This window comes from Mesorhizobium sangaii, assembly GCF_014207355.1.
GTDB classification, from domain to species: domain Bacteria; phylum Pseudomonadota; class Alphaproteobacteria; order Rhizobiales; family Rhizobiaceae; genus Mesorhizobium; species Mesorhizobium sangaii.
In genome coordinates, this window is record NZ_JACHEF010000001.1 from 771,716 (window position 1) to 795,902 (window position 24,187).

Genomic DNA, 24,187 nt, shown 5'->3' on the forward strand with positions numbered 1-24,187 from the left:
TCAAGGTCTACTCCGTCGCCGTCAGGCCAAGCGAGGCGGCAAAGGCGGTGAATTTCTTGGCTTCGTCACTGTCGGCTCCGAAGACGGCAATTGCGCGACCCAGCGCGTCACGCGCCTGGTCGGCCTTGCCGAGCACGACATACGAACGAACGAGCCGCATCCATCCTTCCGGGTCACGCGGATTTTGCCGCAGTTTGTCGTCGAGACCGGCAACCATGGTGTTGATCATGGCTTCCCGGTCGGCGGGAGACATGGAGGATGCAGCGTCGACATCGCCGGCATCGGGGCCGTTGGTGGCGCCGCCGGAGGCGACTTCGGGGCTGCCGGATTTGGCCAGCGCCTGTTCGATCGCACCGCGCCATGGCGAATCCGGCGGCAGCCTGCCCAGCATCGCCTGCCAGGCCGCGACCGCTTCCTTGGCGCGGCCCTCCTGCGCCAGCGCCATGGCCAGGTAGAAGCTGGCTTTCGCAGTGGCCGGATCGAGCTTCAAGGCCGCCTCAAAGGCATCCTGGGCATCGGCCGACACAATGCCGCCTGCCGCATTGGCGATCGCCTCGCCAAGACCGGCCCTGCGGACCGCGCTGTCGCCGTCGAGGCGAATAGCATTGCGATAGGCCGCCGCCGCATCGGAAAAGCGCTGCATGCGCAGATAGACGGGGGCGAGCACGTCCCATCCCCTGCCATCGGAAGGATTGGCGGCAAGATGGGCTTCGGCGCGCGCCACCAACTCGTCCACCGAACTGTCGGCCGGATTCTTGGCCAACCGCTCACTGAGTGGCTGCGATGGCAGGTCGGGAGAGCCGAGCTGGCTGTAGAGACCCCAGCTGACCAGCGGGACCGCCAGAACGGCCGCCGTCGCCACCAGCCTTGCCGCGACCGAGGCCTGCCTGGTGGATGCCTTGCCGGAAGCTGCCGCATTGTCGAGGCGAAGGATGCGGCGCGCGATCTCGGCGCGCGCTTCAGTCGCTTCCGCCGGCTGGATCAAGCCACGCGCGGCGTCGCGGTCGAGTTCGGACAATTGATCGCGATACACTTCCAGATCGTGATCGCCGGTCGACGACGTGCCCTTCGAACCGGCGGCCAACGGCAGCAGCACCGCCAGGCTCGCACCCAGCGTGAGAATTGCGGCTATGACCCAGAACAGCATGGTTCTTCCAATAAAGGCAGAGCCATGCCCTGCCAACAGATGCATCCTGCGACGCTTTGACGGCAGACGCGCCGCATGTCCTTGATCGACATCAACCGGCCGGATACCAGCCGGACCCGGGTCAGGTCAGCGGCGTCCAGCTGCCGTCGGCGTTGCGGCAAGCGGTACCGCGCGCCGTCACCCCGGCTCCGCCGGCAAACACCGTCTGCGTATACTGGCGACAGTCCTGCGAACCAACGCGGTAGGGTTGGCCCGGAACCACCTCGCCATAGTGCGAAGCCTGGTCGCCCTTCCATGCCACTTTCTGGCCACTGGTCGTATATTCGAGCGCCTTGTATTCCGCCTCGAGCGCGCTGCGCTTCTCGGTCTCGCTCAGGCCGTTGCCGATCGAGCCGCCGACCAGGCCGCCGTCCATCGCCGAAATGATCGTCGTGGTGACCTTGCCGCCGGAAGGAGGCGTCGAGGCCGGTGTCGGCGCGATGGTGGGGCCCTTGCCGCTCAGGGTGGTGCAGCCGGAAACGGCCAGCAAAGCGGAAACAAGGGCGACGCGAATCTTCATGCCAACAACCGGTTTTCTTGAGTTGGAGCCTGTCATGGATGAGCCGGGGGCCGCGTCATCGAAGAAGTCGGCATGGCCATAGTATTGATATTTGTCGGAAATTTGGCCGCTGGGACCAATCGGCATACCGCCATAGTAAATACTGTCCGTCGATCTCGGATTGATCCGGGAAGGCATCATTGAAGGCTCCGCAATCGCACCATCGCCTTCAATCCGCCCATGCCGGACCGTTCGAGCGCCAGAACGCCTCCATACTCGTTGACGAGGTCGGCGACAATGGCCAGCCCAAGGCCTGTTCCGGGCTTTGTCTCATCCAGACGCCGTCCACGCTTCATCGCCTCGCGCGCCTTGTCCTCGGGAATCCCCGGGCCGTCATCCTCGATGCTGATCTCAAACAGGCTGGCCGCCTCGTCCTTGCCGGTCAAAGGCAAGACCGAGACCAACACCGCGCTCTTGGCCCATTTCATCGCGTTTTCGAGCAGATTGCCCAGCAATTCCTCAAGGTCCTCCCGCTCGCCGGCGAAGACGATCTCGGTCGCCGGCATGGTCAGCGACAGGTTGGTCTGCGGGTTGAGTTTCTGCAAAACCCGCACCATGCGCTGCACCAGTGGTGCCACCGGCGTGCGGTAGACGACGCTATCGCGTTGCGCCGCGACGCGGGCACGCTGCAGATAGTGATCGACCTGCTTCTGCATGGAAGCGGCCTGTTCGGCAATCAGCTGCCCCTTGGCGCCGCCAAGCGCACGGCCCTCGTTGAGCAGCACCGCCAGCGGCGTCTTCAGCGAATGGGCGAGATTGCCGACCTGGGTTCGCGACCGCTCGACGATGCGCCTGTTGTTTTCGATCAACGCATTGGTTTCGTTGGCAAGCGGTTCGATCTCGGCCGGAAACTGGCCGTCGAGCCTGTGCGCAGTGCCCTCGCGCACCATGGCAAGGGCATTCCTGACCCGACGCAGCGGCTGCAGGCCGAGCAGGATGGCGATCGCGTTGATGGCGATCATGCCGACACCGAACAGGCTGAGATAGGTCAGCAGGCGGCGCTGGAAGGTCGAGATTTCCTGTTCGAGTTCGCTCTGGTTGCCCATGACGCGGAAGCGTGCAGCGCGGTTCTTGGAGTCGAGAACGAATTCGCTCTCGAACACTTCGAGTTGCTCGCCGTTGATGCCTTCGGTCGGATAGCTGCGCTGGAAACTGGAGTTGAAAGGCACATCGGCAACATCGGGCGATGGGATCGTCTTGGTCATCGACGACGAGTGAAGATCTCCGTGCACGCCTTCCGAAGCAGGTTCCACCGACCAGTACCAACCCGAATTCGGCTCCGAGAACCGGAGGTCGCCAAGGTCGGGAGCGCCGGTGAGAGCACCGCTGTCGGAAATGCCGATGGAGCCGATCAGGTTGAACAGATGCGCCGAAAGCAGGCTGTCGAAGCCGCGCTCGCTGGCCTGGCGATAAAGCGTGGTGATCAGGGTGAAGATGATGACAAGGGTCACGATCGCCCACACCGTGGAAAAGGCGATCACACGGAACGTCAGCGAACGCGGCCACAAACGCAGCGAAAGCGGCGTCCTTGCGGTTTGTTTGAGCGGTTCCGAGTTACGCCTCCGGCTCACGCATGCGGTAGCCCATGCCGCGCACGGTTTCGATCATGTCGATGCCCATCTTCTTGCGCAGCCGCCCGACAAAGACCTCGATGGTGTTGGAATCGCGGTCGAAATCCTGATCGTAGAGATGTTCGACCAGTTCGGTCCGCGAGACCACCTCGCCCATATGGTGCATCAGATAGGCAAGCAGGCGAAATTCGTGCGAGGTGAGTTTCAGCGGCACGCCGTCGACATCGGCCTTCGACGCCTTGGTGTCGAGGCGCAGCGGTCCGCAGGTCAGTTCGGACGAGGCATGGCCGGCGGCGCGCCGGATCAGTGCCCTCAGCCTCGCCAGCACCTCCTCGATGTGGAACGGCTTGGTGACATAGTCGTCGGCGCCGGCGTCGATGCCGGAGACCTTGTCGCTCCAGCGGTCGCGCGCCGTCAGGATCAGCACCGGCATCTTGCGGCCGCCACGACGCCAGCGCTCGACCACGCTGATGCCGTCCATCTGCGGCAGGCCGATGTCGAGCACGACCGCGTCGTAGGGCTCGGTGTCGCCGAGGAAATGCCCCTCCTCGCCATCGAAGGCGCGGTCGACGACATAGCCGGCATCGACCAGCGCGTCCGATATCTGCCGGTTGAGATCCTTGTCATCCTCGACGACGAGTACGCGCATGCGAAAATCGATACCTGTTGATGGGCTGGGGCCAGATATAGGCCGATTCCGGCGGCCTGGGAAACGAAGGCCTGTAAGATGAAAGACTGGTCAGTTCTGCGGCACGACGATTTCGGAACGGCGCGGACGCTGCCCGTCCTTGCCCGGGACGAGCACGACGATGACGCAGACCGGCTGGCCGCCGCGTGTCGATTGCGAGGCCTTGGCCAGCGTTCCGCCATTCTGCTCGGCCACCTGCTGGCCGATGGCGTAGCAATCGGAAGCCGCCAAAACGATCGGGCCGCCCTGGTCAGGCGCGACGACCGGTGTCGCCATCGCCTGCGACGCAAACAGCCCGGCAGCACAGAGCGCCAGTGTCGCGGTTCGGAAGTGGGAGCGAAGCGTTTTCATGGCTGGCGTTGTAACGCATCGGTGCTGAACGTGAAATGAACGGTGAACGCCACCAAGACCATGCCCGCTACCCCCTGAAACGCGAGACAACCGATCGGATTTCGCCGCCCACCCGGCGAAACCCCGGAAGTGTTAGTCTAGACCCCGTTTGGACCATATTGGAAGCGCATCAATCATTATCCTGCGTTATGGCGCGAAAACGCAGCAAGCCATGATGCACCAGCAGGTCCTCGTCATAGCGCGCCTCGGCAAACTCCAGCACGAGACGTGTCTGTCCACGCGGGCCGATGATCAGCACCGCGTCGGCGAGGCGCGCCTTGATGCTGTCCATGATGGCACGCGTTTCGGCCTCGCCATGGGTCTTCGACCAGACATGCAGCGTGACCAGCTGATCGGCATCGTTCTGGACCCCGGTATCCCAGTCGAAAGCGCTGGTCTGGCCGCAGGTTACGTGGGGAAAGGCGGCATTGTCGGCCGCGTGTTCAAGCAGCCCGGCGCCGCCCAGCAGCGCCGACAGCGATGCATCGCTCCTCAATCTCTGGAACAATGCCTGCTGCAAATCGCCGGACGCGGTCATCGTTTTCCCTCATCGAAGCGGCTTGCGGATCATGTGCCGTGATTGCCCTTCAAGGGTATCCGGATTCTGCCCGGCTTGCCAATCAGCGAACGCCGCGCAACCTAACCACGAAACTGCGCAGCGCAAGCACCAGCACCGTGATGATGATCAGAATCACCGAAAGCGCAGCGATCGCCGGATCGATGTTGTCGCGCAGGCCCATCCACATCAGCCTGGGCAGCGTGATGGCGTTGACCGAGGTGATAAACAGCGTGACGCCGATCTCTTCCCAGGACAGCACGAAGGACAAAAGTGCCGCGGTGATGATGCCGAACATGATGTTAGGCATGATGATGCGGGTGGCGCGCTCCCATACCGACGCGCCAAGGCCGCGCGCGGCGAGATCGATGCGCCGGTCGAGTTGGCTCAGTGAGACCAGCATCAGCACGGTGGCGAAGGGCACCGTCATCACCGAATGCGCCATGGCAACGCCAAGCCAGGTGTCGTAGCCGAAGAGCGAGCTGAAGCCCGAGATCGAAGTGAGCAGGAAGTAGAGCGTGATGGCCGAGACCACCGGCGGCACGACCATGGGCAGTAGTACGAAGCCGACGAGTGCAGCGGTGAAACGCGGCTGGAACATCCACACGCCGAGGCTGAAGCACAATGCCAGCACGGTGGAAAAAGCGCTGCTGACGATGCCGATGCGGATGCTGAGCAGGATCGAATCGATCCAGCGCGGATCCTCGATCAGCGCCCTGTAGTGGCGCAGCGACAGTTCACCGGACGGCATGGCCAGCATGCGGCTCGGCGTCAGCGATACCGGGATGACCGCGAGCAGCGGCATCAGCAGGAACAGCGCCACGAAGGCTGCGATGATCAGGGAGACGGGACCAGGGCGGTAAGTCGGCATCAGATCAATTGCTTCGGTCTGACATAACGGAACAAGAGCGCCATCAGCGCGCCGACGAACAGCACCAGCACGACGCTGATCGCCGCGCCCAGCCCCCAGTCAGGGCTCTGGAATATCCTGAGATAGATCAGCTCGGCGACCATGACGCTGCGACCGCCGCCGAGGATCGCCGGCGTCACGAAGAAGCCCAGCGAAAACACGAAGACGATGAGGGCTGCACCGATGATGCCGGAGCGGGTCATGGGCACGAAGACCGACCAGAAGGTGCGCATGCGGCTGGAGCCGAGCCCGCGCGCCGCCAGCAGCACACGATCGTCAAGGCTGCGCATGGCAGACGCCAGCGGGAAAACGGCGAAAGGAATGAGGAAATGCGTCATGCCGACAATGACGCCGAATTCGTTGCGCACCAGAGCCAACGGTTCGGAGATGAAGCCGATCGCCTGCAGCCAGGTGTTGATCAGGCCGCGATTGGACAAAAGCGCCACCCAGCCGAAGGCCCGGGTCAGCACCGAGATCCAGAAGGGAACGAGAATGCAGAACTCGGCAACCAGGCGCTGAGCCGGGGTTCCGCGCACCCAGACGACCGTGATGGCATAGGCAGCCGCCACCGAAACCACGGTGACGACCGCCGCTATGCGCAGCGTGCGGATGAACACCGACTGCACCAGATCGTCGGTGAGCAGCGCCTCATACTGGCCGAGCCCCGGCGTCGGCAGCGTAAAGCTCCATTTGACGACACCGAGGAACGGCCAGGCATAGGCCAGCACTAGAAACAGGAGCAGCGGCGCCATCAACAGCGCCGCGCCCATCCTGTCGGAGAGATATGCTCTCATGTCGACCCGATAACCCCTGCCTCTGTCAGGCGGAGATGATCTTGGTGTATTCGTCGAGTGCTGGTCCGTAGTTCTTGGCGTACCAGTCCATATCGAGCGCGATCTGCTTCTTCATGTTCTCGGGGTCGACCGGGTTGATGCGCTTCTTGTCGGCGGGGATCAGCGCGTCGGCGGCCGGGTTTGCTGGACCCTGGCCGAGCTTGTCGAACATGACCAGCTGCTTTTGCGGGTCCTGGGCGCTGGCGATGAACTTCATGGCCGCATCCTTGCCGCCGGGATTGCCCTTGAGCACGGCGAGCGCGCCGGGCGAGATCAGCCCCTGGTCCCAGATGAACTTGATCTTGCCGCCGGAATCCTGCTCGATCAGCGAAGCGCGGGTCGACCAGACGATCGCCATCGAGGCCTCGCCATTGAGCAGCACGCTCTGGCTCTCGGCACCGCCGCCCCAATAAGCGACGACATTCTCCTTGAAGGCGGCGATCTTGTCATGCGCGCGCTTCAGGTCGAGCGGATAGAGCGAGGCGGGCGCGATGCCGTCGGCCAGAAGGGCCGCCTCCCAGCTCGACACGCCCCATTTGTAGAGCGAGCGCTTGCCGGGGAATTTCTTCACGTCGAAGAAATCGGCCATGCCGGTCGGGGCGTCCTTGCCGTATTTCTCGGAATCATAGGCGATGACATAGGAGAAGAAATAGGTCGAGGCGGCATAGTCCCAGCCGAAGCCGGGCCGCATCTTCTTCTTGTCGACGATGTTGTAGTCGATCGGCTCGAGCATGCCTTGCGCGCCGAGCGTGATGGCCGAGAAGGGATCGACGTCGACGAGATCCCAGGTCGGGGCGCCGCTCTTGAACTGCGCGGCGATCGCGCCTTCGGTCGGGCCGGAGCCGTCCATCTTGACAGTGATACCGGTGTCCTTGGTGAAGGCCTGGCCATAGGCGGCATCATAGGCCGTGATGGCGTCGCCGCCCCAGTTGACCAGCACCAGTTCCTTCGCCGCGGCAAAGGCTCCGGTCGAGCGCATCAGCATCGGCGTGCCGGCCAGCACGATTGCCGCCAGCTGCGCGAATTGCCGGCGCGAAATCTCGCCGCGCCCTGCCCTTGCGGACAGGCTCTCGATGGCCTGTTTCTTGGCGTCGCCAGTTTTTGAATTGCTTGTCATGTCAGTTCCCCTTTTTGTTGTTGATAGTGCCGGAAAAGCGATGGTGCCGATATCTCGCCACACCGTTCGTCATTGTCCTCCATGCGGAAGGAGGAAACCCTTGTCCGCCGGCCAGGTGAGCCAGACGGAGTTGCCCTTGCCCAGCGCAGCGGCAGCTATCTCGTTCGGCACCGAGACGGTGACCTTCGCGCCTTGCCGCGTCGTCAGGTCAAGCCGCGTTGCCGCGCCAAGATAGGTGGAGTTGGTCGCCGTCGCGGCGATGCCGTTCTCGCCGGCTGTGGCCTCGCCCGATATCGACATGTATTCAGGCCGGATCGCCAGGATTGCATCGCCGCGCACCGTCTCAGCCTTGCAGCGCATGGACACCGCGCGGTCTTCGCAGAGGCCGGTTGAGCCATTGTCGGCCGGGCGCACCCCCTTCAGCGGCAGCATGTTGATCTCGCCGAGGAACTCGGCGACGAAGCGGTTGTCCGGCCTGTCGTAAACCTCGTCGGGCGCTCCGACCTGCAGCAGTTTGCCATGGTTGAAGATGGCGACGCGCGACGACAGCGCCAGTGCCTCGCTCTGGTCGTGGGTGACGAAGACAAAAGTGGTGCCGGTCTCCTGGTGCAGCCGCTTCATCTCGGCCTGCATCTGGCCGCGCAGGCCCTTGTCGAGGGCGGAGAACGGTTCGTCGAGCAACAGCACGCCCGGCTCGAACACCAGCGCGCGGGCGAGCGCGACGCGCTGCTGCTGACCGCCCGAAAGTTGCGCCGGCAGTTTCTTCTCATGGCCCTTGAGGCCCACGCGCTCGATCATCTCGCCGACACGGCGCTTGATGTCGGCCGCCGATTTCTTGCGCACCTTGAGTGGGAAGGCGATGTTGGCTTCGACGCTCATATGCGGAAACAGCGCGTAGCCCTGGAACACCATGCCGGCTGCACGCTGTTCGGCCGGTCGTTCGGTGATGTCGATGCCATCGCTGAACAGCCGGCCCTCGGTCGGCTGCACGAAGCCGGCAAGGATCATCAGGAAGGTGGTCTTGCCCGAACCAGACGGCCCGAGCAGGGTCAGGAACTCGCCACGGCCAATATCGAGCGTCAGATTGTCCAGCGCACGGAACGAGCCGAAGCTCTTGCCGATTCCGATTGCCTTGATCTCTGCGGCCCGGCCGGGTTGCTGCATCCTGCCTGTTTCCTCAATTCCGGTAGAAATCGTAGGGCAGCGTGCGGCCTCACCGCAACCGAATAGTTTTCGCCGGATCGGCAAATTCCATTCATCTGTCCAATCGGTGGCGCCCGTGGTCGGCCATGACCTTGGCTATGCTCTCCGCGAGTTTCGATCGCAGCCATCCGGCAAACGCGTCAAGCACCGGGTGCGTCGCCTTGGCGTGTTCGGAGACGAGGAAGTAGGAGCGCGGCGATTTGATCGCGATGTCGAACGGACGCACGAGCCTGCCTTCGGCCAGGGCCTTGCCGCTGGTCAGTTCGTCGCCCATGGCCATGCCCTGGCCGGCGATGGCGGCCGAGAAGACGAGATTCATGTCGGAAAAGAAGATACCGCCTTCCGGGTCGGGGTTCTCGACCTTGGACAGCGCCAGCCAGCGCGCCCAATCCTCGGTGTCGCCGAGATGCAGTAGATTGGCACGCAGCACATCGGCGGGCTTGGAGAATCCGCCGACCTTGTTGAGGAGCGTCGGGCTGCAGAGCGGCGTAAAGGAAATCTCGCACAACAGTTCGGCGGCCCGGTTCGGCCAATTGCCAACGCCAAAGGCGATGAAGGCGTCGGCGTCGGCGTTGCTGACATCGTCCAGCCGGCGCGGCGTCAGGATGCGCAGCGCGACATCGGGATACATTTGCCTGAACTCGCCGATATGGGTGCACAAGAACAGCGAGGCGAAGCCCGGCGTGCAGCTGATGCTGAACGAGCCACCGACGCCGGTGCCGGCATGGCGCGTCACCGCATCGCCGAGCACGGTCAACGCTTTGCGCACGTCGCTGGCATAGCGTTGGCCACGCGGCGTCAGCGCCACACCCTTGCCGATGCGTTCGAGCAGATCGAAGCCGAGGTCGCGTTCAAGCAGGCGGAGTTGATGGCTCACGGCGCTGCGGGTCAGATGCAACTCGTCGGCGGCGCGCCAGACGCTGCCGTGACGAGCGAAGCTGTCGAGCGCGCGCAGCGCCTGGGTGGATGGTATGCGCAAGAGGCCTCAGGTGAACCGAATTTGCATGAGCCGGGAAAACATATCACTTTTTGGCGAACCGCTTCACTGCTTTCTTCTCGTCTCATGGAGGAACCCGTGGCCACCTCGGCGCAAACAACCGCCCTTGCCTGTCTCGACGACATCCAACCGTTGCTGTCGGCGTGGACGCGCACCATTTTCGACTTCGGCGAGACCGCATGGCGCGAGTATCAGTCCGCCGCCTGGTACGTGGAGCGGTTGAGGCGCGAAGGCTTTTCCGTCGAAGAAGGTTCCGGTGGCATGCCTACCGCCTTCTGTGCGCATTGGACCAACGGTCCCGGCCCGACCATCGGCATGTACGCCGAATACGACGCGGTGCCGGGCAATTGCCAGGATGCCGCGACGGTCAAGCGTCCGCGCCCAGGCCTCTCCGAACATGCCGGCGGTCATACCGACCCGCATTCAGGCCTGGGCATTTCGAGCCTCGGCGGGCTGCTGGCGACCAAGGCGGCGATGCAGCGTCACGGCATACCAGGCACGCTGCGGTTCACCGGCGAGCCGGCGGAAAAGGTGCGCGGGTCAAAGCCGATCCATGCCGCCAAGGGCTATTATGACGGCCTTGCCGGCATGATCTCCTTCCATCCGTTCTACATGCTGCCGCTCTGCAACACGGCGCGCTGGGACACGCATTGCGGCGCGGCCTACGCCATGATCTATCGCTTCATCTGCGACCAACCGGAGCGCTGGGCGCGCGCGGCGGGTGGCGCGGCGCCCATTCCGCAGGCGCATTCGGCGGTGCGCGCGCCCGGCACCAACGACGCGCTCATGATGATGTACATGGCGTCCAAGGCGCTGCGCGATTCCATGCTGCCGCACCAGGGCGGCTGGTCGATCAGCGAGGCGATCCTCACCGCCGGCCAGGCGACCGCCGACAACCTGCCGGCCGAGCTGGCCGAGATCCAGTACATGATCCGCGTGCCGACGCTGGCGATGGCCGAGCAGGTCACCGCCGTGCTCGACCGCAATGCCGAGGGCGCTGCCGGCATGAGCGGCTGCCGCCATGAGCGGCATTGGGTGTCGAAGTCGCGGCCGGGGCTGGCCAATCACACCATGGCCGAAATCGCCTATGAAGCGCTGTCGACCGTCGGGCCGCCGCGCTGGGACGAGGACGCCAAGGCAATCGCGCGCGACATGCAGGTCAATGCCGGGCGCATGGCGAGCGACGAGCCGTTCATCGAAGAACTTGAGCGCCTGATCGAGCCGCAGGCGGCGGAAGCGATCCTGCGCCGCGATCTGCCGCCCTCGCAGGTGAATTCGACCTCCGACGATTACACCGACATGAGCTGGCATGCGCCGACTGCGCGATTCTATGTCGCCCGCCCGGCGCTGCGCTCGGAAACCGGCTACCCCTATCCATCATGGGTGATGAATGCGCTGGGCGGCATTCCCGCCACCATCGACCCGATGGTCACCTGCGCGTCGAAGACCATTGCGCTCGCCGCCCTTCGGCTGCTGGAAGACCAGGCCGCCCGCGATGCGGCGATGAATGAATTCGTCGCCCGCACCGGCGGAGGAATCGGCGGCTCGAACTGGATCGCGCCGCTTTGCGACTACGAACCGCCGATTGGATTTCGTTGGCCGGAATATGTCACCACCCCGCGCGGACGAGACTGGTGGATACCGGGCAACCAGCCCAAGTCAAACGCATAATCCATAATCAAAGCACGAGGAGAACCCCATGACCGTTCATGACCGCATCGTCGCCGAGCCGTTTTCGCTGCAGCGCCGCAACCCGGCCGGCGGCACCAAGCCTCTGACCGCCTGGGGCTTTGCCAACGAGACCGATGTCTTGACCGACGTGCTGCTTGGTTCGCCCAATTTCCTGCGCCACCTGTCGACCAGTTCGCTGTCGCGCAAGCATCTGCGCGAGGCGCCTTGCAACGTCCAGATCGCGCAGGCGCAGCACAAAGACCTTGTCGCCGCCTATGAGCATTTCGGCGTCAACATCCACTGGCACGAGCCGACGCCGGAACTGCCGATGCAGGTCTATTCCCGCGATTCCAGTGTCATGACGCCTTACGGCGCCTTCATCACTGCGATGGCCAACTGGTGGCGGCGCGGCGAGAATTATGCCGCCATCCGCACCTACGAAAAACTCGGCATTCCAATCTACGACATGGTCACGGCGGGCACGTTCGAGGGTGGCGACTTCAACGTCATCGAGGAGGGCGTCGTATTGATCGGCTGCGGCGGGGCCCGCACGCAGGAAGAAGGCGCGCGGCAGGTGCAGGCCTGGTTCGACAAGGAAGGCTGGGAAACCCGCATCGCCTTCATCGACGAGTACTATGTCCATATCGACCTGATGGTGGTGCCGATCGCCGAGAAACTGACCGCCGTATGCCTCGCCTGCACCGAACCCGGCATCGTGGACTGGCTGAAGGGCAAGGGCCACGAGATCATCGACGTGCCGTTCCAGGATACGATGGCGCTCGGCTGCAACTTCATGTCGCTGGGCAAGGACCGGGTGATCGCGCCGACCTCCAGCCAGACGCTGATCGGCCAGCTCAAGGCGCGCGGTTTCGAAGTTGCGGCGATCGACATGAGCGAGATCTCGAAGACCGGCGGCGGCATCCACTGCATGGCGCAAGCGCTCAAGCGCGAACCGGCCTGAGGAGTGGAATAGCGCTGCGCTGCTTCGTTCACATTCGCATCAGCATGATCGGCATTCTGCCGGCCGAGGGTGCAAGGTCGGGCGTGAAAACCGGGTGAGATCGCCGGCTGGCAGAAAGCTGAGATCGCCGGCTGGCAGAAACATGTGCCCAAGCCAATGCAATCACTACATTGGCTGCGGACGCCCGCTTGGGCGCCGCAACGCTGGCCAATGCGAAACTTGCACGATATCTAATATAAGCGCACAGTAAAAATGTTCTTTGGGGAGGGGGACGGCTCATCTGCAAATCGGGAGGAAACCATGAACACCATGAGCCTCACCACGCTTGAACGCGGCAAAACCATAATCGACGCTGCTGCCCTGGAAGCATTTTCGGCACAATTGCGCGGCACAGTGCTGAGCGAAGGCGATGCCGCTTACGACGAAGCACGGACTGTCTGGAATGCCACGGTCGACCGACGGCCTGGGTTGATCGTGTGCTGTGTGGGCGCTTCCGACGTCATCAGTGCCGTGAATTTCGCCAGGGAGAACAGACTTCTCGTCTCCGTGCGAGGCGGCGGCCACAACATTGCCGGAAGTGCGGTCTGCGATGGTGGCCTGGTGATTGATCTGTCGTTGATGAAGTCGGTGCGGGTCGATGTCGCTGCGCGGCGGGCATGGGTCGGGCCTGGCGCGACGCTTGCCGATGTCGACAAGGAAACGCAGGCCTTCGGGCTGGTGGTGCCGACCGGCATCAACTCGACCACCGGCATATCCGGCCTGACACTGGGTGGCGGCTTCGGCTGGATCACCCGCAAATTCGGCCTGACCATCGACAATCTTGCCTCCGCAGATGTGGTCACCGCCGACGGCAAACTGCTCCGGGCCAGCCAGACCGAAAATCCGGACTTGTTCTGGGCGCTGCGCGGCGGCGGCGGCAATTTCGGCGTCGTCACGGCATTCGAGTTCCAGCTCCATGAGCTTGGACCGCAGGTGCTGGCGGGGCTTGTCGTCCATCCCTTCGCCGATGCCAAAAAGGTGCTGCAGGAGTATCGCAAGGCGCTCGAAACCGCTCCTGACGAGTTGACCTGCTGGGTGGTCATGCGGCAGGCGCCGCCGCTGCCCTTCCTGCCGGCCGAGTGGCATGGCAAGGAGGTGCTGGTTCTGGCCATGTGCTATTGCGGTGACATCGACGCAGGCGAAAAGGCGACGCATAAGCTTCGAGCCATCGGCACGCCGATTGCCGATGTCGTCGGCCCCAGCCCGTTCACCGGCTGGCAGCAAGCATTCGACCCGCTACTTGCGCCCGGCGCCCGCAACTACTGGAAGAGCCATGACTTCACCGAGTTTTCCGAGGAGGCGGCTGCGGTCGTCACGGGGGCAATAGCCAAGCTGCCGGGACCCGAATGCGAGATATTTGTCGGCCATGTCGGCGGCGCGGCGGGTCGCGTCAAGGCGGATGCAACGGCGTTTCCACAGCGCAGTTCGCATTTCGTTATGAACGTTCACGCCCGCTGGCGCGAACCGGCGATGGACAAGGCCTGCACCGACTGGGCTCGTGCTATCTACGAGGCGGCCAAGCCTTATGCGGCCGGCACCGTCTATGTGAACTTCATGCCGGAGGACGAGGTTGACCGGGTCGAAGCGGCCTATGGCGGCAACCATCGGCGGCTTCTGGAAATCAAGCAGCGCTACGACCCACTGAACCTGTTCCGCATGAACCAGAATTTGCGCCCGAAAGAGAACCTGCGAGCCGCTTGAAGCGTTCAATCGCAGATCGCTTTGACGTCGAGCCAGACCCCCTGACCTGCCAGTTCGAGGCACACCGTTTCGAACTGGCGATCGTCGACATGAGCGAGATCTCAAGACCGGCGGCGGCATCCACTGCATGGCCCAGACGTTGAAGCGCGAGCCGGCCTGAGGAGACTGTTTGGAAATTCTACCCTGGCGGCCATCTGTTGGCGTTTTCTGCGCTTCCGCTGCTCACGGACCAAATGTCCGCTGCGCTACGGTTCTCGAAACCACCACCATATGACTCGCCAGAGCGAATTTCGAAACAGTCCCTAAGGCGGCTCGGCCTTCTCGCAACAAACCCCGGCACTGTGTCTTCGCCGCCCTTGTGAGAACTTGAGAAATGGAGGAATAGTCTCCCACGGTGGATCGCCCTGAAATTGCCGGTTTGCGGTCTTCAGGTCGCGCCATCGCCGAGCCGGATTTCCGAATGGCCAGTCCTGAACCGCACAAGAGAAGAGGTCCGATCGCCGCCCGGCTGCTGGCGCTCGATGCATGGCTCGATTCCTCGCTCTACGAGATCGGTTTTAAAGCGCGCCAGTTCTGGGAAGCCGCGACGATCTTCTCGCGGCGCTTTCGAGTCAACGGCTGGCGCCGCGGCATCATCGAACTGCTGAGCGAAGGTTTTACGCTGGGCGCCGGTGGCATTGTGGTGATGCTGGCGCTGGCCGTTCCGGCTTTCCAGGATACGGCGGGCGACTGGCGCGCGCAGGGCGACTTCGCCGTCACCTTCCTCGACCGTTACGGCAACGAGATCGGCCAGCGTGGTATCATCCAGCGCGATTCGGTGCCGGTCGACGAAATGCCCGATCACGTCATCAAGGCGGTGCTCGCCACCGAGGATCGGCGCTTCTTCGATCACTACGGCATCGACGTGCTTGGCCTTTCACGCGCCATCTTCGAGAATGTACGGGCGAACTCCGTCGTCCAGGGCGGCTCGAGCATCACCCAGCAGTTGGCCAAGAACCTGTTCCTCACCAACGAGCGCACCCTGGAGCGCAAGATCAAGGAAGCCTTCCTGTCTCTGTGGCTCGAGGCCAACCTGTCGAAGAAGGAAATCCTGCAGCTCTATCTCGACCGCGCCTATATGGGCGGCGGCACGTTCGGCATCGAGGCGGCCGCCGACTTCTATTTCGGCAAGAGCGTCAAGGACCTGAACCTCGCCGAGGCGGCGATGCTGGCCGGCCTGTTCAAGGCGCCGACCAAATATGCGCCGCACATCAATCTGCCGGCGGCGCGTGCGCGCGCCAATGTGGTGCTGTCCAACCTTGTCGATTCCGGTTTCATGACCGAGGGTCAGGTCCTGCAGGCAAGGCTGCACCCTGCCGATGTCGTCGATCGCGGCGAACAGAAAAGCCCGGATTATTACCTCGACTGGGCGTTCGACGAGGTCAAGAAGATCGCCAAGCCGGGCCAGCACTCGCTGGTGGCGCACACCACCTTCGACGCCAATATCCAGAAGGCGGCGGAAGAATCGGTGGAGTTCCACCTGCGCCAGTTCGGCAAGGAGTATAACGTCACCGAAGGCGCCGTCGTCGTCATCGAGACCAACGGCGCCGTCAGAGCCATCGTCGGTGGCCGCGACTATGGCGCCAGCCAGTTCAACCGCGCCACCAAGGCGCTGCGCCAGACCGGTTCATCGTTCAAGCCCTATGTCTATGCAACGGCGATGGAACACGGTTTCACGCCCAACTCCATCATTTCCGGCGGCCCGATCAGCTGGGGCACCTGGTCGCCGCACAATTACAGCGGCGAATCGGCCGGCAAGATCACGCTGATCATGGCGATGGCCAAGTCGATCAACACCGTGCCGGTGCGGCTGGCCAAGGACTATCTTGGCATTCCGCCGATCAAGGCAATGGCCGAGGCGATGGGGGTGGAATCGCCCCTCGAAGCGCACAAGACGATGGTGCTCGGCACCTCGGGCATGACGGTGATGGATCAGGCGACGGGCTACAGCGTGTTCGCCCAGAACGGCTTCGTCGGCTCCCGGCACGGCATCACGCAGCTCGTCACCCGCACCGGCGAGGTGGTTTATGATTTCGCCAAGGATGCGCCGCCGCCGCACCGGGTGCTGTCCGAGCAGGCGCTCAAATCCATGAACACCATGCTGGCGGCCGTGCCGGTGATGGGCACGGCGCGCCGCGCGCAAATTCCCAACATCGTCGTCGCCGGCAAGACCGGCACGACGCAATCCTACCGCGACGCCTGGTTTGTCGGCTTCACCGGCAACTACACGGCGGCCGTATGGCTGGGTAACGATGATTTCACGCCGACCAAGAACATGACAGGCGGCTCGCTACCGGCAATGGTTTGGCAGCGTCTCATGGTCTATGCCCATCAAAACATCGACCTCAAGCCGATCCCCGGCATCGACAAACCTTTTGTCGACGAAGAGATCGCAGCCAAGGCCGAGGAAGCGCAGAAGAAGAGCGACGACCAGGCGGCAGCCGATGCAGCGGCCGAACGGCCGCCGGTGTTGTCCAGCCGGACCACGCAGACGTTGAGGGACATGACCAAGCAGTTCCAGTCAGCGCCGGCCATCGCCGCGCCTCAACCGCCGGAAAAGCTGTCGGCACTGTGATTGCCGCACCGAGCGACCCCAGCCACAAGGCTTGTCTGCAATTCTGCACCCGCCGCTTGCCACGGGACCCCACGCCGCGATATCCCCGAGCGGCAACTCTTCGTGTCCCCGGCCCTTCATGCTCAAGAATGCACTCCTGACGCTGCTTTCGCTTGTCATAGCCATCGGCGGCGGTGGCGGCAGCGTCTGGTATGCGCTGAAAGCCCAGGATGGTGTCGGCGCCATCCGGATCGGCCAATGGACGGCTTTTCCCGATATCGGCACGCCGGCCGCCGACCCCTATTCGAAGGCCCGCGTGGCGCGCGAAGGCGTGCTTGCGCTTGGCCGCGCCGAAGGGCTGTCCTTCGTCGCCGAGCGCGACGCTGGCGGCGGCGAACTCAAGCGCGAATGCACCTACACGATCGAGGGTGGATTTCCGACGGCACGGTTCTGGACGCTCTATGCCGCCGATCAGTCGCTCGGCGTGGTCGAAACCGGCAAATCACGGCCTGCGGCGCTGCAATCCTATGGGGTGGTACGACAACCCGACAACTTGGTCATCATTTCCGCCAGCGATCACCCGATGCCGGGCAACTGGCTGCTTACTGGCGGCTTCGGCAGGATGTATTTCGTGCTGACATTCTACGACACGCCGATCGCCAGCAGCACCGGCCTGTCGGACGTTTCGCTGCCGCGGATCCTGAAGGTCGGCTGCAATGCGTAGCTCTTATGCGGCGATGCGCAAGCTTCTGCATGCTGTCCTGCTCGGCCTGGTCGGTGCCGGCATCGTGCACATCGTCGTGTTGCTCCTGGTGCCCGAATTTTCCGAACGCGACGCCTGGTCGCGGCTGTCGATGGCCTCGGACCTCTACAGGATGACCCGTCTCGATGCGGAGGCCGGTGGCGCGCCAGTGGTGAAATCCGTCGACCCGTTGTTTTACGCCACGGCATGCCGGTTCGACCTGGGCGAAGGAGTGGTTCGCATCAAGGCGCCCGGACATGTGCCGTTCTGGTCGGTGTCGGTCTACGACCGCAGCGGTCACAACATCTATTCCTTCAACGACCACACCGCGAACGACGGCGTGCTGGATGCCGTCGTGCTGACACCGGCGCAGATGATCGACGTGCGCAAGGACCTTCCCGAAGACCTTCAGGGAGCAATCTTTGTCGAGGCGCCGATCGAGGAAGGCATCTTCGTCATCCGCACCTTCGTGCCCGATGACAGCTGGAAGCCGATCGTATCAAGCTTCCTCGAAAAGAGTTCCTGCGAGCTGCAGGACTTCTAGTGGTGAGGAACCGGCTTCGTCCCTGGCGATCCCGGCTTGTCGGGATCGACCGGCCGCACCTCGCCGGCATGCGACCGCTCGTAGCGGATGCCGGGGAAGATGATCACCGCCGCCGGAATTTCGGCGGGTTGCTTTGTCCGATTGCTTGGTGCCGTACGCGGCACGAAAGACAGTACCATGCCCATGATTCGCGCATTCCTCTCGGTTTCCCCGGAGCACAACGCAACGCCTCCAAATATCATTAAGGACGGCAGAGGGTTAACGGAGCGCTAACGGATCGTCGCTAACTTGATCTTTGTCTCGAGGTCAGGGCGTTCTGACCCGCGGCAAACGCGAAACCGACACGGTCCCGGTGAGCGTGGTCGAGTTTGTGTCGAGTACGGGCGTATCCTTCGTGTCATCTTCCGACTTCAGGCAAATCGCGATACGGACGGACTCGGGCAAAGCTGAAAGGCTGTTCCGCGCCGCGGTATCGGCGTTCTGCTCGCTCACCCGCCCGTCACGCCGCGAGATCGGTCAGCTCGAAGACCTGACGCTGCCGCTGTTCGACAATGTGTCCGTCGAATCACGCCGTTACGTGGCGGCCGCTCTTTCCGAATGCGAATATGCCCCCGCCGCATTGGTACGCCGCCTGTGCGAGGAGCCGGTCGACATTGCCGCGCCGTTGCTCATCCGCTCACGCGCGGTCAGCGACATCGACCTCATCGCGCTGATCGGGCGGCACGGCCTGCCGCATGCACGCGCCATTGCGCGCCGCAAGGACTTGAACCCGACCATCGCCGATCTGATCAGGGCGCTCGAAAGGCCGACCCTGGTACGGGTGCGGGAGCCGGAAGCGAAGGCCATGGCAGCGGACGGGGCCGCGCCAGTAGCGGACAGAGCCGCAACGGCCGCAGCGGACAAGATTGCACCGATGAGTACGGAATCCGTCTCCGAAGGGCTCGCCAGAGAACGAGCGGCCGGCATTGCCGCCGAAAACGCACGACGCAGGCTGCGCTCCATGATGCGCAGCGGCGACGATGCGGCGACAAACGCTGATCCGTTCACCGGCGCGGACACCTATGTCAAATTGCGCGAGACGGCGCTGACCGGAAACGCGGCGTTCTTCCAGACCGCGCTCGCCGACGCACTCGATATCGATTTCTCGGTCGCGCGATCGCTCACCGGCAACCAGAACTATGCCTCGCTGCTGGCAGCACTGCGCTCGCTCGACCTCAGCGAGGATCGGGCATTCCTGATCACGGTTGCGGTCTATCCCAGCCAATTCCCGCATCCGCAGGCCATCCGCGCCTTCCTCGACCGCTACCGCCTGCTCCATCGCGATGCGGCCCAGGACAAGGTACGGCTGTGGAAAGCCGAGACACTTTCGAGAGCGGTTCGCGACGCGGCACCGGCAAACGGCGATACCCGCACGGCATCGAACAGCGACGATACGGCGGCTTCGTCCGGCCTCAAGGCATCTTCACGGAAATAAGCTCCTCGATAGGAACGGCGCCGGCCTCGATCTCGACCACCCAGATGTCTGGATCGAATTTCTTTTCCCGTTCCAGCCGTGCTTCGAGCACGGCGGCATCATCGCCGGCACCGAGAAGGCTGAAGAAGCGATCGTCGGGCTTCGCCGAATCGTAGCTTGTCTGCGGTGCCGGCCCGAACAGCGCAATGTCTCCCGACCTGCCGCGCGCCAGCACGAACACAGCGCCGGCTTCGGTTGCGCCGCGCTTGACCACGGCGGCAAATCCGCCGGCGCCGAAAACCCGGCGCAACAGGGCCGAGACCCACAGATCCGATGTGACGCGCATGAGAGAACTCCAGAAGGCGTGCGGGCTATCTATCGATATTTCCGCCACTCCGCGAGCCGTCGTTTCAGCCCTCAGTTGGTCAGGCCGATTTCGCGCATCTTGACGTAAACGAGCTCATCGGGCTCGCCGGTCTGGGGCAGCCCGAACAGCGACTGGAATTCCTTGATCGCCGCCTTGGTGCGCGTGCCGACGACGCCGTCCAGCTGCATGTCGTCATTGCCGAATGCCTTGAGCCCGGCCTGGATCTTGACGATGCGGGCATCGGGTGCCTGCGTCTGATCGGCATTCGCCTGCCCGGTGTTCGTCTGCCCGGAATTGGTCTGCCCAGAATTCGTCTGCAGCGATACTGGAACGGCGGCCGGCATATCCGGGCGCGGCTGCGGTCTCGGTATGACGGCCGCCGTTTTCGGCGTCGCGCCCAATTGGTCCAGAAGAAGCGCGTCGATCTCGCCGGACGCATTGAGCCCGACCTTCTGTTGATAGGCCTCGATGGCCTTGCGCGTGTTGGGCCCGGAAATGCCATCGACCGTTCCGGAGTAGAAATCGAGATCCTTCAGTATGCCCTGCACCTGCTCGACCACCGGATCGCCCTTGATCGGTGCCGGCGCGCCGAATGGCCGCACGATGTTGAATGTCGTCTCCGGTTCGTCGGCGGTGTGCTGGAAGCCTTGCATGCTGCGGGTCGCGAAGAACGCGCCGGCATGCGGGAAAGGCTGGTACCACAAGGCATTGGCGGAAACGTAGAACAGCGTCACCAGGAATGCCGTCGACCCGCCCACCAGGACGGGATTGCGCGAGATCATGCCGCCAACCGCGACGGCGCCGTCCTGAAAGGCGTTGCTGCGGCGCTTGACCGCCTTAGGCCGTTTTGCGGAGCGAGCCATTTCTGTCCCCTTTCGCCATGGCCACCGGCATCGTCAGCACTCCGGCCTTCTCCGCCTGATGTCCTTTCGGTCCGTTCACCGGCAGGCTGATGGTCACCGTGGTGCCCTCGCCCGGCATGCTTTCGATGGACATCGTGCCTTCGTGCAGCGCCACCAGGCCCTTGACCAGCGAAAGGCCGAGGCCAGTCCCCTCGAACCGGCGGGTGTAGTCGTTCTGAATCTGCATGAATGGCTTGCCGAGATTGGCAAAATCCTCCTCGGCGATGCCGATGCCGGTGTCCCTGACCCAGAAGTGCAGGCGCGAACCAATCCGCTTGGCGCCGACGACCACATCGCCACCATCGGGGGTGAACTTGATCGCATTGGAGACAAGGTTGATGAGCATCTGCTGTACGGCACGCCGGTCGGCATTGATGTCGCCGGCGTCCGGCGCGATCTGCGTCTGCAGATCGATGTTCTTCGCCTGCGCTTGCAACCGCAGCATGGACTGGCACATGTCGACCGCTTCCGCGAAACGGAACGGCTCCGGTTCGGTCGCATAGACGCCCGACTCGATCCTGGACACGTCGAGTATCGAAGTCACGACGGCAAGCAGATGCTGGCCCGAATCCCTCACCAGACCGACATATTCCTTCTGGCGCGGATCCTTGAAGGCGCCGAACATCTCGTGCAGCAGCATGTCCGAGAAGCCGATGATGGCATTCAACGGCGTGCGCAGTTCGTGGCTGACCACCGCCAGGAAGCGTCCCTTGGCGACTTCGGCCGAGGCCGCTGCTTCATTGGCCGCCGCGAGATTTTCGCGCAGCCGGGCAATGTCGTCATTCTCGCGCAGGACAAGCATGAAGACGTCGCCCTGTTCTTCACCCCGCACCAGATCGAGCGCGAACGGCCGGTAATTGTCGACCGCATGGCCATTGCCGTTCTGAGGCAGCCTGATGCGCAATTCGAGCCGGCGCGACAGCGCGCCATCGCGCATGTCGGCCAAAGCACTGAGATAGGAGACGCGATCCGACAGGTGGACGCGATCGAAAAAGCCGTTTCCGGACAGCAGCTCGGGCGGCAGCTTCAAAAGCGTGCGCGCCTTTGACGAAGCGTCCAGAACCTCGCCATGGCGGGCGACGCGCAGCACCACCGCATCGATGATGTCTTCAAGACGGTCGGCCGTTTCGGCGACATCGGCCGCACTGGTCGTGTTTTGAAACGCGGACGCGCGCGGGATCAATGTGAGCGCCCAGGCCAACGGCAACAGCCAGTGCCACGCGGCAATCTGCGCTCCGGCGAACGGCAACAGAATTCCTGCCCCAGGCTGCGCCAGGATGGCGACAGCGGCCGACACGGCTCCCCACAGTACCGCACGCCGCGAGGCGCCGATCCACCAGGCTTCGAACGGCAGCGCCACAACGAGCATGGCGACGGGAGAGCTCAACCCGCCGGCGGCGGCGATGAGGCCGCCGAGCGCAATGCCCGCCATCGCCAGGGCGACCTGGGCAGCGATGGCCATCTTGCCGGTCGCCGCCACCAGCAAGGCGACAAACCAGCACAAGCCAAAGGCCGCAAAGATGGCGGCCACGGTGATGGCGGCACCCATGCCCGACGTGACCAGCGTGACCGCGGCACCGGCGGCAAAGAAAGGCGCCGCCAGCATGACGCCGATGAAGCGGCGCTGGCGCTCGCGGTCGCTCGGTCCAAGGATGGACGGGTGCACCATACGTTCGCAACCAGCGGCCATCGCGCCAGGCAATTCAACGTATCTGGCCTTGATCGAACTCAACTCAACGCACCCGTACTCGTCGTGGACAGCTCTGCTTTGGCAGATTGTTTTGGTTGACTCCGAAACTCGCATCCAGCGTTTAAGGAATGGATAAGGCAGCGCCGACCAAGACCCGGCCTGCGGCAAATATTGGGATGCGGGCGGCCGAAAGCCCCGGCAAATGCAGCCATAGTAAACGGAGAGTTATCCAGTGCCGGCGTGCATGGGGTGGATTCGGCCGGCGCCCGGACTTCCGGGTTTCACGAAAAACGCATTCAAGACAGACAGATAGATGGTTATCCGGCGTTAAGGAAAATCGTTCGGATTTGAAACAAACTGATTGCACAATGGTTCGTTTCGGATTTGCCTAAAATTTGCGGAAAATTCTCGGCGAACCTGCAAGCCGTCCTTTGCGCCTGTGTGCCACCATCCTGCCTACAAAAGAGGTCATGCCATATGGATGCATGATCCGGGTCACGACGAGAGGCAAGGGAATGGTCTTCCTGATAAGAATGGCTTTCTGGTTCTCGCTGGTGCTGCTGGCGCTGCCACTTGCTGTCGGTCCCGATGAATCGGGCCGCGAGAGCGTCGGGCCGATCCAGGCGCTGTTTGCGGCGCGTGAAGCGGTTGGCGACATCGCCGGCATTTGCGAACGCAAACCCGACGTCTGCGAAACCGGCAAGTCGGCCATGCACACCATCACCGCCCGCGCCAAGGAGACCGCCAAGATCGCGGCAGCGATGCTGGACGACAAGTCCACCGCGGGCCCTGACATTTCGACGATGACCGGCAGCCTGCCGGAGGAAATCGTCTTGCCCCAAACGGTCAATTTGCCAGTCAACCTGCCGGTCCAGAATTAAGCCGTCTCGACGGCGCACCGCGGGCTGTCTGCCCTCTCGACGCCCGCGGTGTCCTTGTTTTTTCCGTGACGTGGCGCCGCCGCGTGACTATATCCAAACTATGACGACGACGATCCAGACGATCCGCGACGACTTCTCGTTCCTTGAGGAATGGGAAGACCGCTATCGCTACGTCATCGAACTCGGCGAGGCGCTGCCGCCATTTCCGGACGATGAGCGCAACGCCGCCAACAAGGTGCCGGGCTGCGTCAGCCAGGTCTGGCTGACCACCGAACGCGGACCGGGGGCCGATCCGGTCATCACCTTCACCGGCGATTCGGACGCCCATATCGTGCGCGGGCTGGTCGCGATCATGCTGGCGCTGTTTTCCGGCAGGACCGCCAGCGCGATCCAGAAGACCGACGCGGAAGCAACGTTGAAAGAGTTCGGCCTCGACGAACATCTTTCGCCGCAGCGCGCCAACGGCCTTCGCTCCATGGTCAAGCGCATCAAGCGCGACGCCGAGGCGGCGCTGAAGCAGACAGCCTGACAGCCCGAGCGGTTCATCGTTTCACGGAACGTAGGACGCAATTCCGGACGGAAAACCGTCTCACACTTCTCCTGGAATTGCTCTCTTTGTTTAACGCAATTCCG

The 24,187-nt window shown here is 63.3% G+C and carries 24 protein-coding genes; 9 read left to right on the forward strand and 15 right to left on the reverse strand.

All coding sequences use genetic code 11. From position 1 onward, the window contains the following. Window positions 1-7: 7 nt before the first annotated feature. From ccmI to HNQ71_RS04005, 11 genes are all read right to left on the reverse strand, one after another. The gene (gene ccmI / locus HNQ71_RS03955) at window positions 8-1,147 is read right to left on the reverse strand and encodes a c-type cytochrome biogenesis protein CcmI (RefSeq protein WP_184871267.1); all 1,140 of its coding nucleotides are present in this window, start codon (window positions 1,145-1,147) and stop codon (window positions 8-10) included. A 121-nt stretch (window positions 1,148-1,268) separates the two neighbouring features. Beyond that, window positions 1,269-1,706 (reverse strand): hypothetical protein, encoded by a 438-nt coding sequence (locus tag HNQ71_RS03960; RefSeq protein ID WP_184871268.1) that lies wholly within the window; start codon window positions 1,704-1,706, stop codon window positions 1,269-1,271. A gap of 176 nt (window positions 1,707-1,882) precedes the next feature. Beyond that, entirely contained in the window at window positions 1,883-3,316 is a 1,434-nt protein-coding gene (locus tag HNQ71_RS03965; protein WP_184871269.1) for an ATP-binding protein, read from the reverse strand. Further along, window positions 3,300-3,965 carry a response regulator transcription factor gene (locus HNQ71_RS03970; protein WP_023812809.1) on the reverse strand — a complete coding sequence of 222 codons (666 nt, stop codon included), beginning with the start codon at window positions 3,963-3,965 and terminating at the stop codon, window positions 3,300-3,302. Before HNQ71_RS03970 ends, HNQ71_RS03965 begins: the two co-directional genes overlap by 17 nt. Window positions 3,966-4,055: 90 nt before the next feature. Beyond that, on the reverse strand, window positions 4,056-4,355 hold the full coding sequence (locus HNQ71_RS03975) for a hypothetical protein (protein WP_184871270.1): 300 nt from the start codon (window positions 4,353-4,355) through the stop codon (window positions 4,056-4,058). A gap of 169 nt (window positions 4,356-4,524) precedes the next feature. Continuing rightward, a complete protein-coding gene (locus tag HNQ71_RS03980) occupies window positions 4,525-4,932 on the reverse strand; it encodes a DUF3168 domain-containing protein (protein ID WP_184871271.1) in 408 nt (135 codons plus the stop codon). An 82-nt stretch (window positions 4,933-5,014) separates the two neighbouring features. Beyond that, window positions 5,015-5,821, reverse strand: a complete 807-nt coding sequence (locus tag HNQ71_RS03985) for an ABC transporter permease (protein ID WP_184871272.1) — start codon at window positions 5,819-5,821, stop codon at window positions 5,015-5,017. Continuing rightward, window positions 5,821-6,654 (reverse strand): ABC transporter permease, encoded by an 834-nt coding sequence (locus HNQ71_RS03990; RefSeq protein ID WP_095089919.1) that lies wholly within the window; start codon window positions 6,652-6,654, stop codon window positions 5,821-5,823. The genes HNQ71_RS03985 and HNQ71_RS03990 overlap by 1 nt, the downstream gene beginning before the upstream one ends. Before the next feature lie 25 nt (window positions 6,655-6,679). Then, window positions 6,680-7,810, reverse strand: a complete 1,131-nt coding sequence (locus HNQ71_RS03995; protein ID WP_184871273.1) for an ABC transporter substrate-binding protein — start codon at window positions 7,808-7,810, stop codon at window positions 6,680-6,682. Between the two features lie 69 nt (window positions 7,811-7,879). Further along, window positions 7,880-8,974 (reverse strand): ABC transporter ATP-binding protein, encoded by a 1,095-nt coding sequence (locus tag HNQ71_RS04000; protein ID WP_184871274.1) that lies wholly within the window; start codon window positions 8,972-8,974, stop codon window positions 7,880-7,882. 91 nt (window positions 8,975-9,065) lie between these two features. Continuing rightward, window positions 9,066-9,992, reverse strand: coding sequence for a LysR substrate-binding domain-containing protein (locus tag HNQ71_RS04005; protein ID WP_184871275.1), 927 nt, complete (start codon window positions 9,990-9,992; stop codon window positions 9,066-9,068). An 84-nt stretch (window positions 9,993-10,076) separates the two neighbouring features. Here HNQ71_RS04005 and HNQ71_RS04010 point away from each other — a divergent pair, with 84 nt between their 5' ends. The 6 genes from HNQ71_RS04010 (at window position 10,077) to HNQ71_RS04035 (ending at window position 18,261) form a co-directional block, all read left to right on the forward strand. Continuing rightward, window positions 10,077-11,681: a zinc-binding metallopeptidase family protein gene (locus tag HNQ71_RS04010; protein ID WP_184871276.1), complete on the forward strand. Its 1,605-nt coding sequence runs from the start codon at window positions 10,077-10,079 to the stop codon at window positions 11,679-11,681. Window positions 11,682-11,709: 28 nt separating this feature from the next. Further along, window positions 11,710-12,642 (forward strand): dimethylarginine dimethylaminohydrolase family protein, encoded by a 933-nt coding sequence (locus HNQ71_RS04015; RefSeq protein ID WP_184871277.1) that lies wholly within the window; start codon window positions 11,710-11,712, stop codon window positions 12,640-12,642. Between the two features lie 300 nt (window positions 12,643-12,942). Then, window positions 12,943-14,382, forward strand: coding sequence for an FAD-binding oxidoreductase (locus tag HNQ71_RS04020; RefSeq protein ID WP_184871278.1), 1,440 nt, complete (start codon window positions 12,943-12,945; stop codon window positions 14,380-14,382). 460 nt (window positions 14,383-14,842) lie between these two features. Further along, window positions 14,843-16,996, forward strand: coding sequence for a transglycosylase domain-containing protein (locus HNQ71_RS04025; RefSeq protein ID WP_184871279.1), 2,154 nt, complete (start codon window positions 14,843-14,845; stop codon window positions 16,994-16,996). A gap of 118 nt (window positions 16,997-17,114) precedes the next feature. Further along, complete coding sequence (locus tag HNQ71_RS04030; protein WP_184871280.1) at window positions 17,115-17,699, forward strand: DUF1214 domain-containing protein; 585 nt, start codon at window positions 17,115-17,117, stop codon at window positions 17,697-17,699. Further along, entirely contained in the window at window positions 17,692-18,261 is a 570-nt protein-coding gene (locus HNQ71_RS04035) for a DUF1254 domain-containing protein (RefSeq protein WP_184871281.1), read from the forward strand. Before HNQ71_RS04030 ends, HNQ71_RS04035 begins: the two co-directional genes overlap by 8 nt. On the opposite strand, the gene HNQ71_RS04040 is transcribed toward HNQ71_RS04035, so the two are convergent. Further along, window positions 18,258-18,446: a hypothetical protein gene (locus HNQ71_RS04040; RefSeq protein WP_246461176.1), complete on the reverse strand. Its 189-nt coding sequence runs from the start codon at window positions 18,444-18,446 to the stop codon at window positions 18,258-18,260. The genes HNQ71_RS04035 and HNQ71_RS04040 overlap by 4 nt on opposite strands. A 209-nt stretch (window positions 18,447-18,655) precedes the next feature. On the opposite strand from HNQ71_RS04040, the gene HNQ71_RS04045 reads away from it, so the two are divergent. After that, window positions 18,656-19,735 carry a hypothetical protein gene (locus HNQ71_RS04045; RefSeq protein ID WP_184871283.1) on the forward strand — a complete coding sequence of 360 codons (1,080 nt, stop codon included), beginning with the start codon at window positions 18,656-18,658 and terminating at the stop codon, window positions 19,733-19,735. On the opposite strand, the gene HNQ71_RS04050 is transcribed toward HNQ71_RS04045, so the two are convergent. From HNQ71_RS04050 to HNQ71_RS04060, 3 genes are all read right to left on the reverse strand, one after another. Then, the gene (locus HNQ71_RS04050) at window positions 19,713-20,060 is read right to left on the reverse strand and encodes a DUF1491 family protein (RefSeq protein WP_184871284.1); all 348 of its coding nucleotides are present in this window, start codon (window positions 20,058-20,060) and stop codon (window positions 19,713-19,715) included. The two genes, HNQ71_RS04045 and HNQ71_RS04050, sit on opposite strands and share 23 nt — an antisense overlap. A 71-nt stretch (window positions 20,061-20,131) precedes the next feature. Next, on the reverse strand, window positions 20,132-20,944 hold the full coding sequence (locus tag HNQ71_RS04055; protein ID WP_184871285.1) for a peptidoglycan-binding domain-containing protein: 813 nt from the start codon (window positions 20,942-20,944) through the stop codon (window positions 20,132-20,134). After that, complete coding sequence (locus HNQ71_RS04060) at window positions 20,919-22,652, reverse strand: sensor histidine kinase (protein WP_184871286.1); 1,734 nt, start codon at window positions 22,650-22,652, stop codon at window positions 20,919-20,921. Before HNQ71_RS04060 ends, HNQ71_RS04055 begins: the two co-directional genes overlap by 26 nt. A gap of 536 nt (window positions 22,653-23,188) precedes the next feature. Between HNQ71_RS04060 and HNQ71_RS04065 the strand changes: the two genes are divergently transcribed. Further along, a complete protein-coding gene (locus HNQ71_RS04065; RefSeq protein WP_184871287.1) occupies window positions 23,189-23,554 on the forward strand; it encodes a DUF5330 domain-containing protein in 366 nt (121 codons plus the stop codon). Window positions 23,555-23,654: 100 nt separating this feature from the next. Then, the gene (locus tag HNQ71_RS04070; RefSeq protein ID WP_184871288.1) at window positions 23,655-24,083 is read left to right on the forward strand and encodes a SufE family protein; all 429 of its coding nucleotides are present in this window, start codon (window positions 23,655-23,657) and stop codon (window positions 24,081-24,083) included. The last annotated feature ends 104 nt before the right edge of the window (window positions 24,084-24,187 follow it).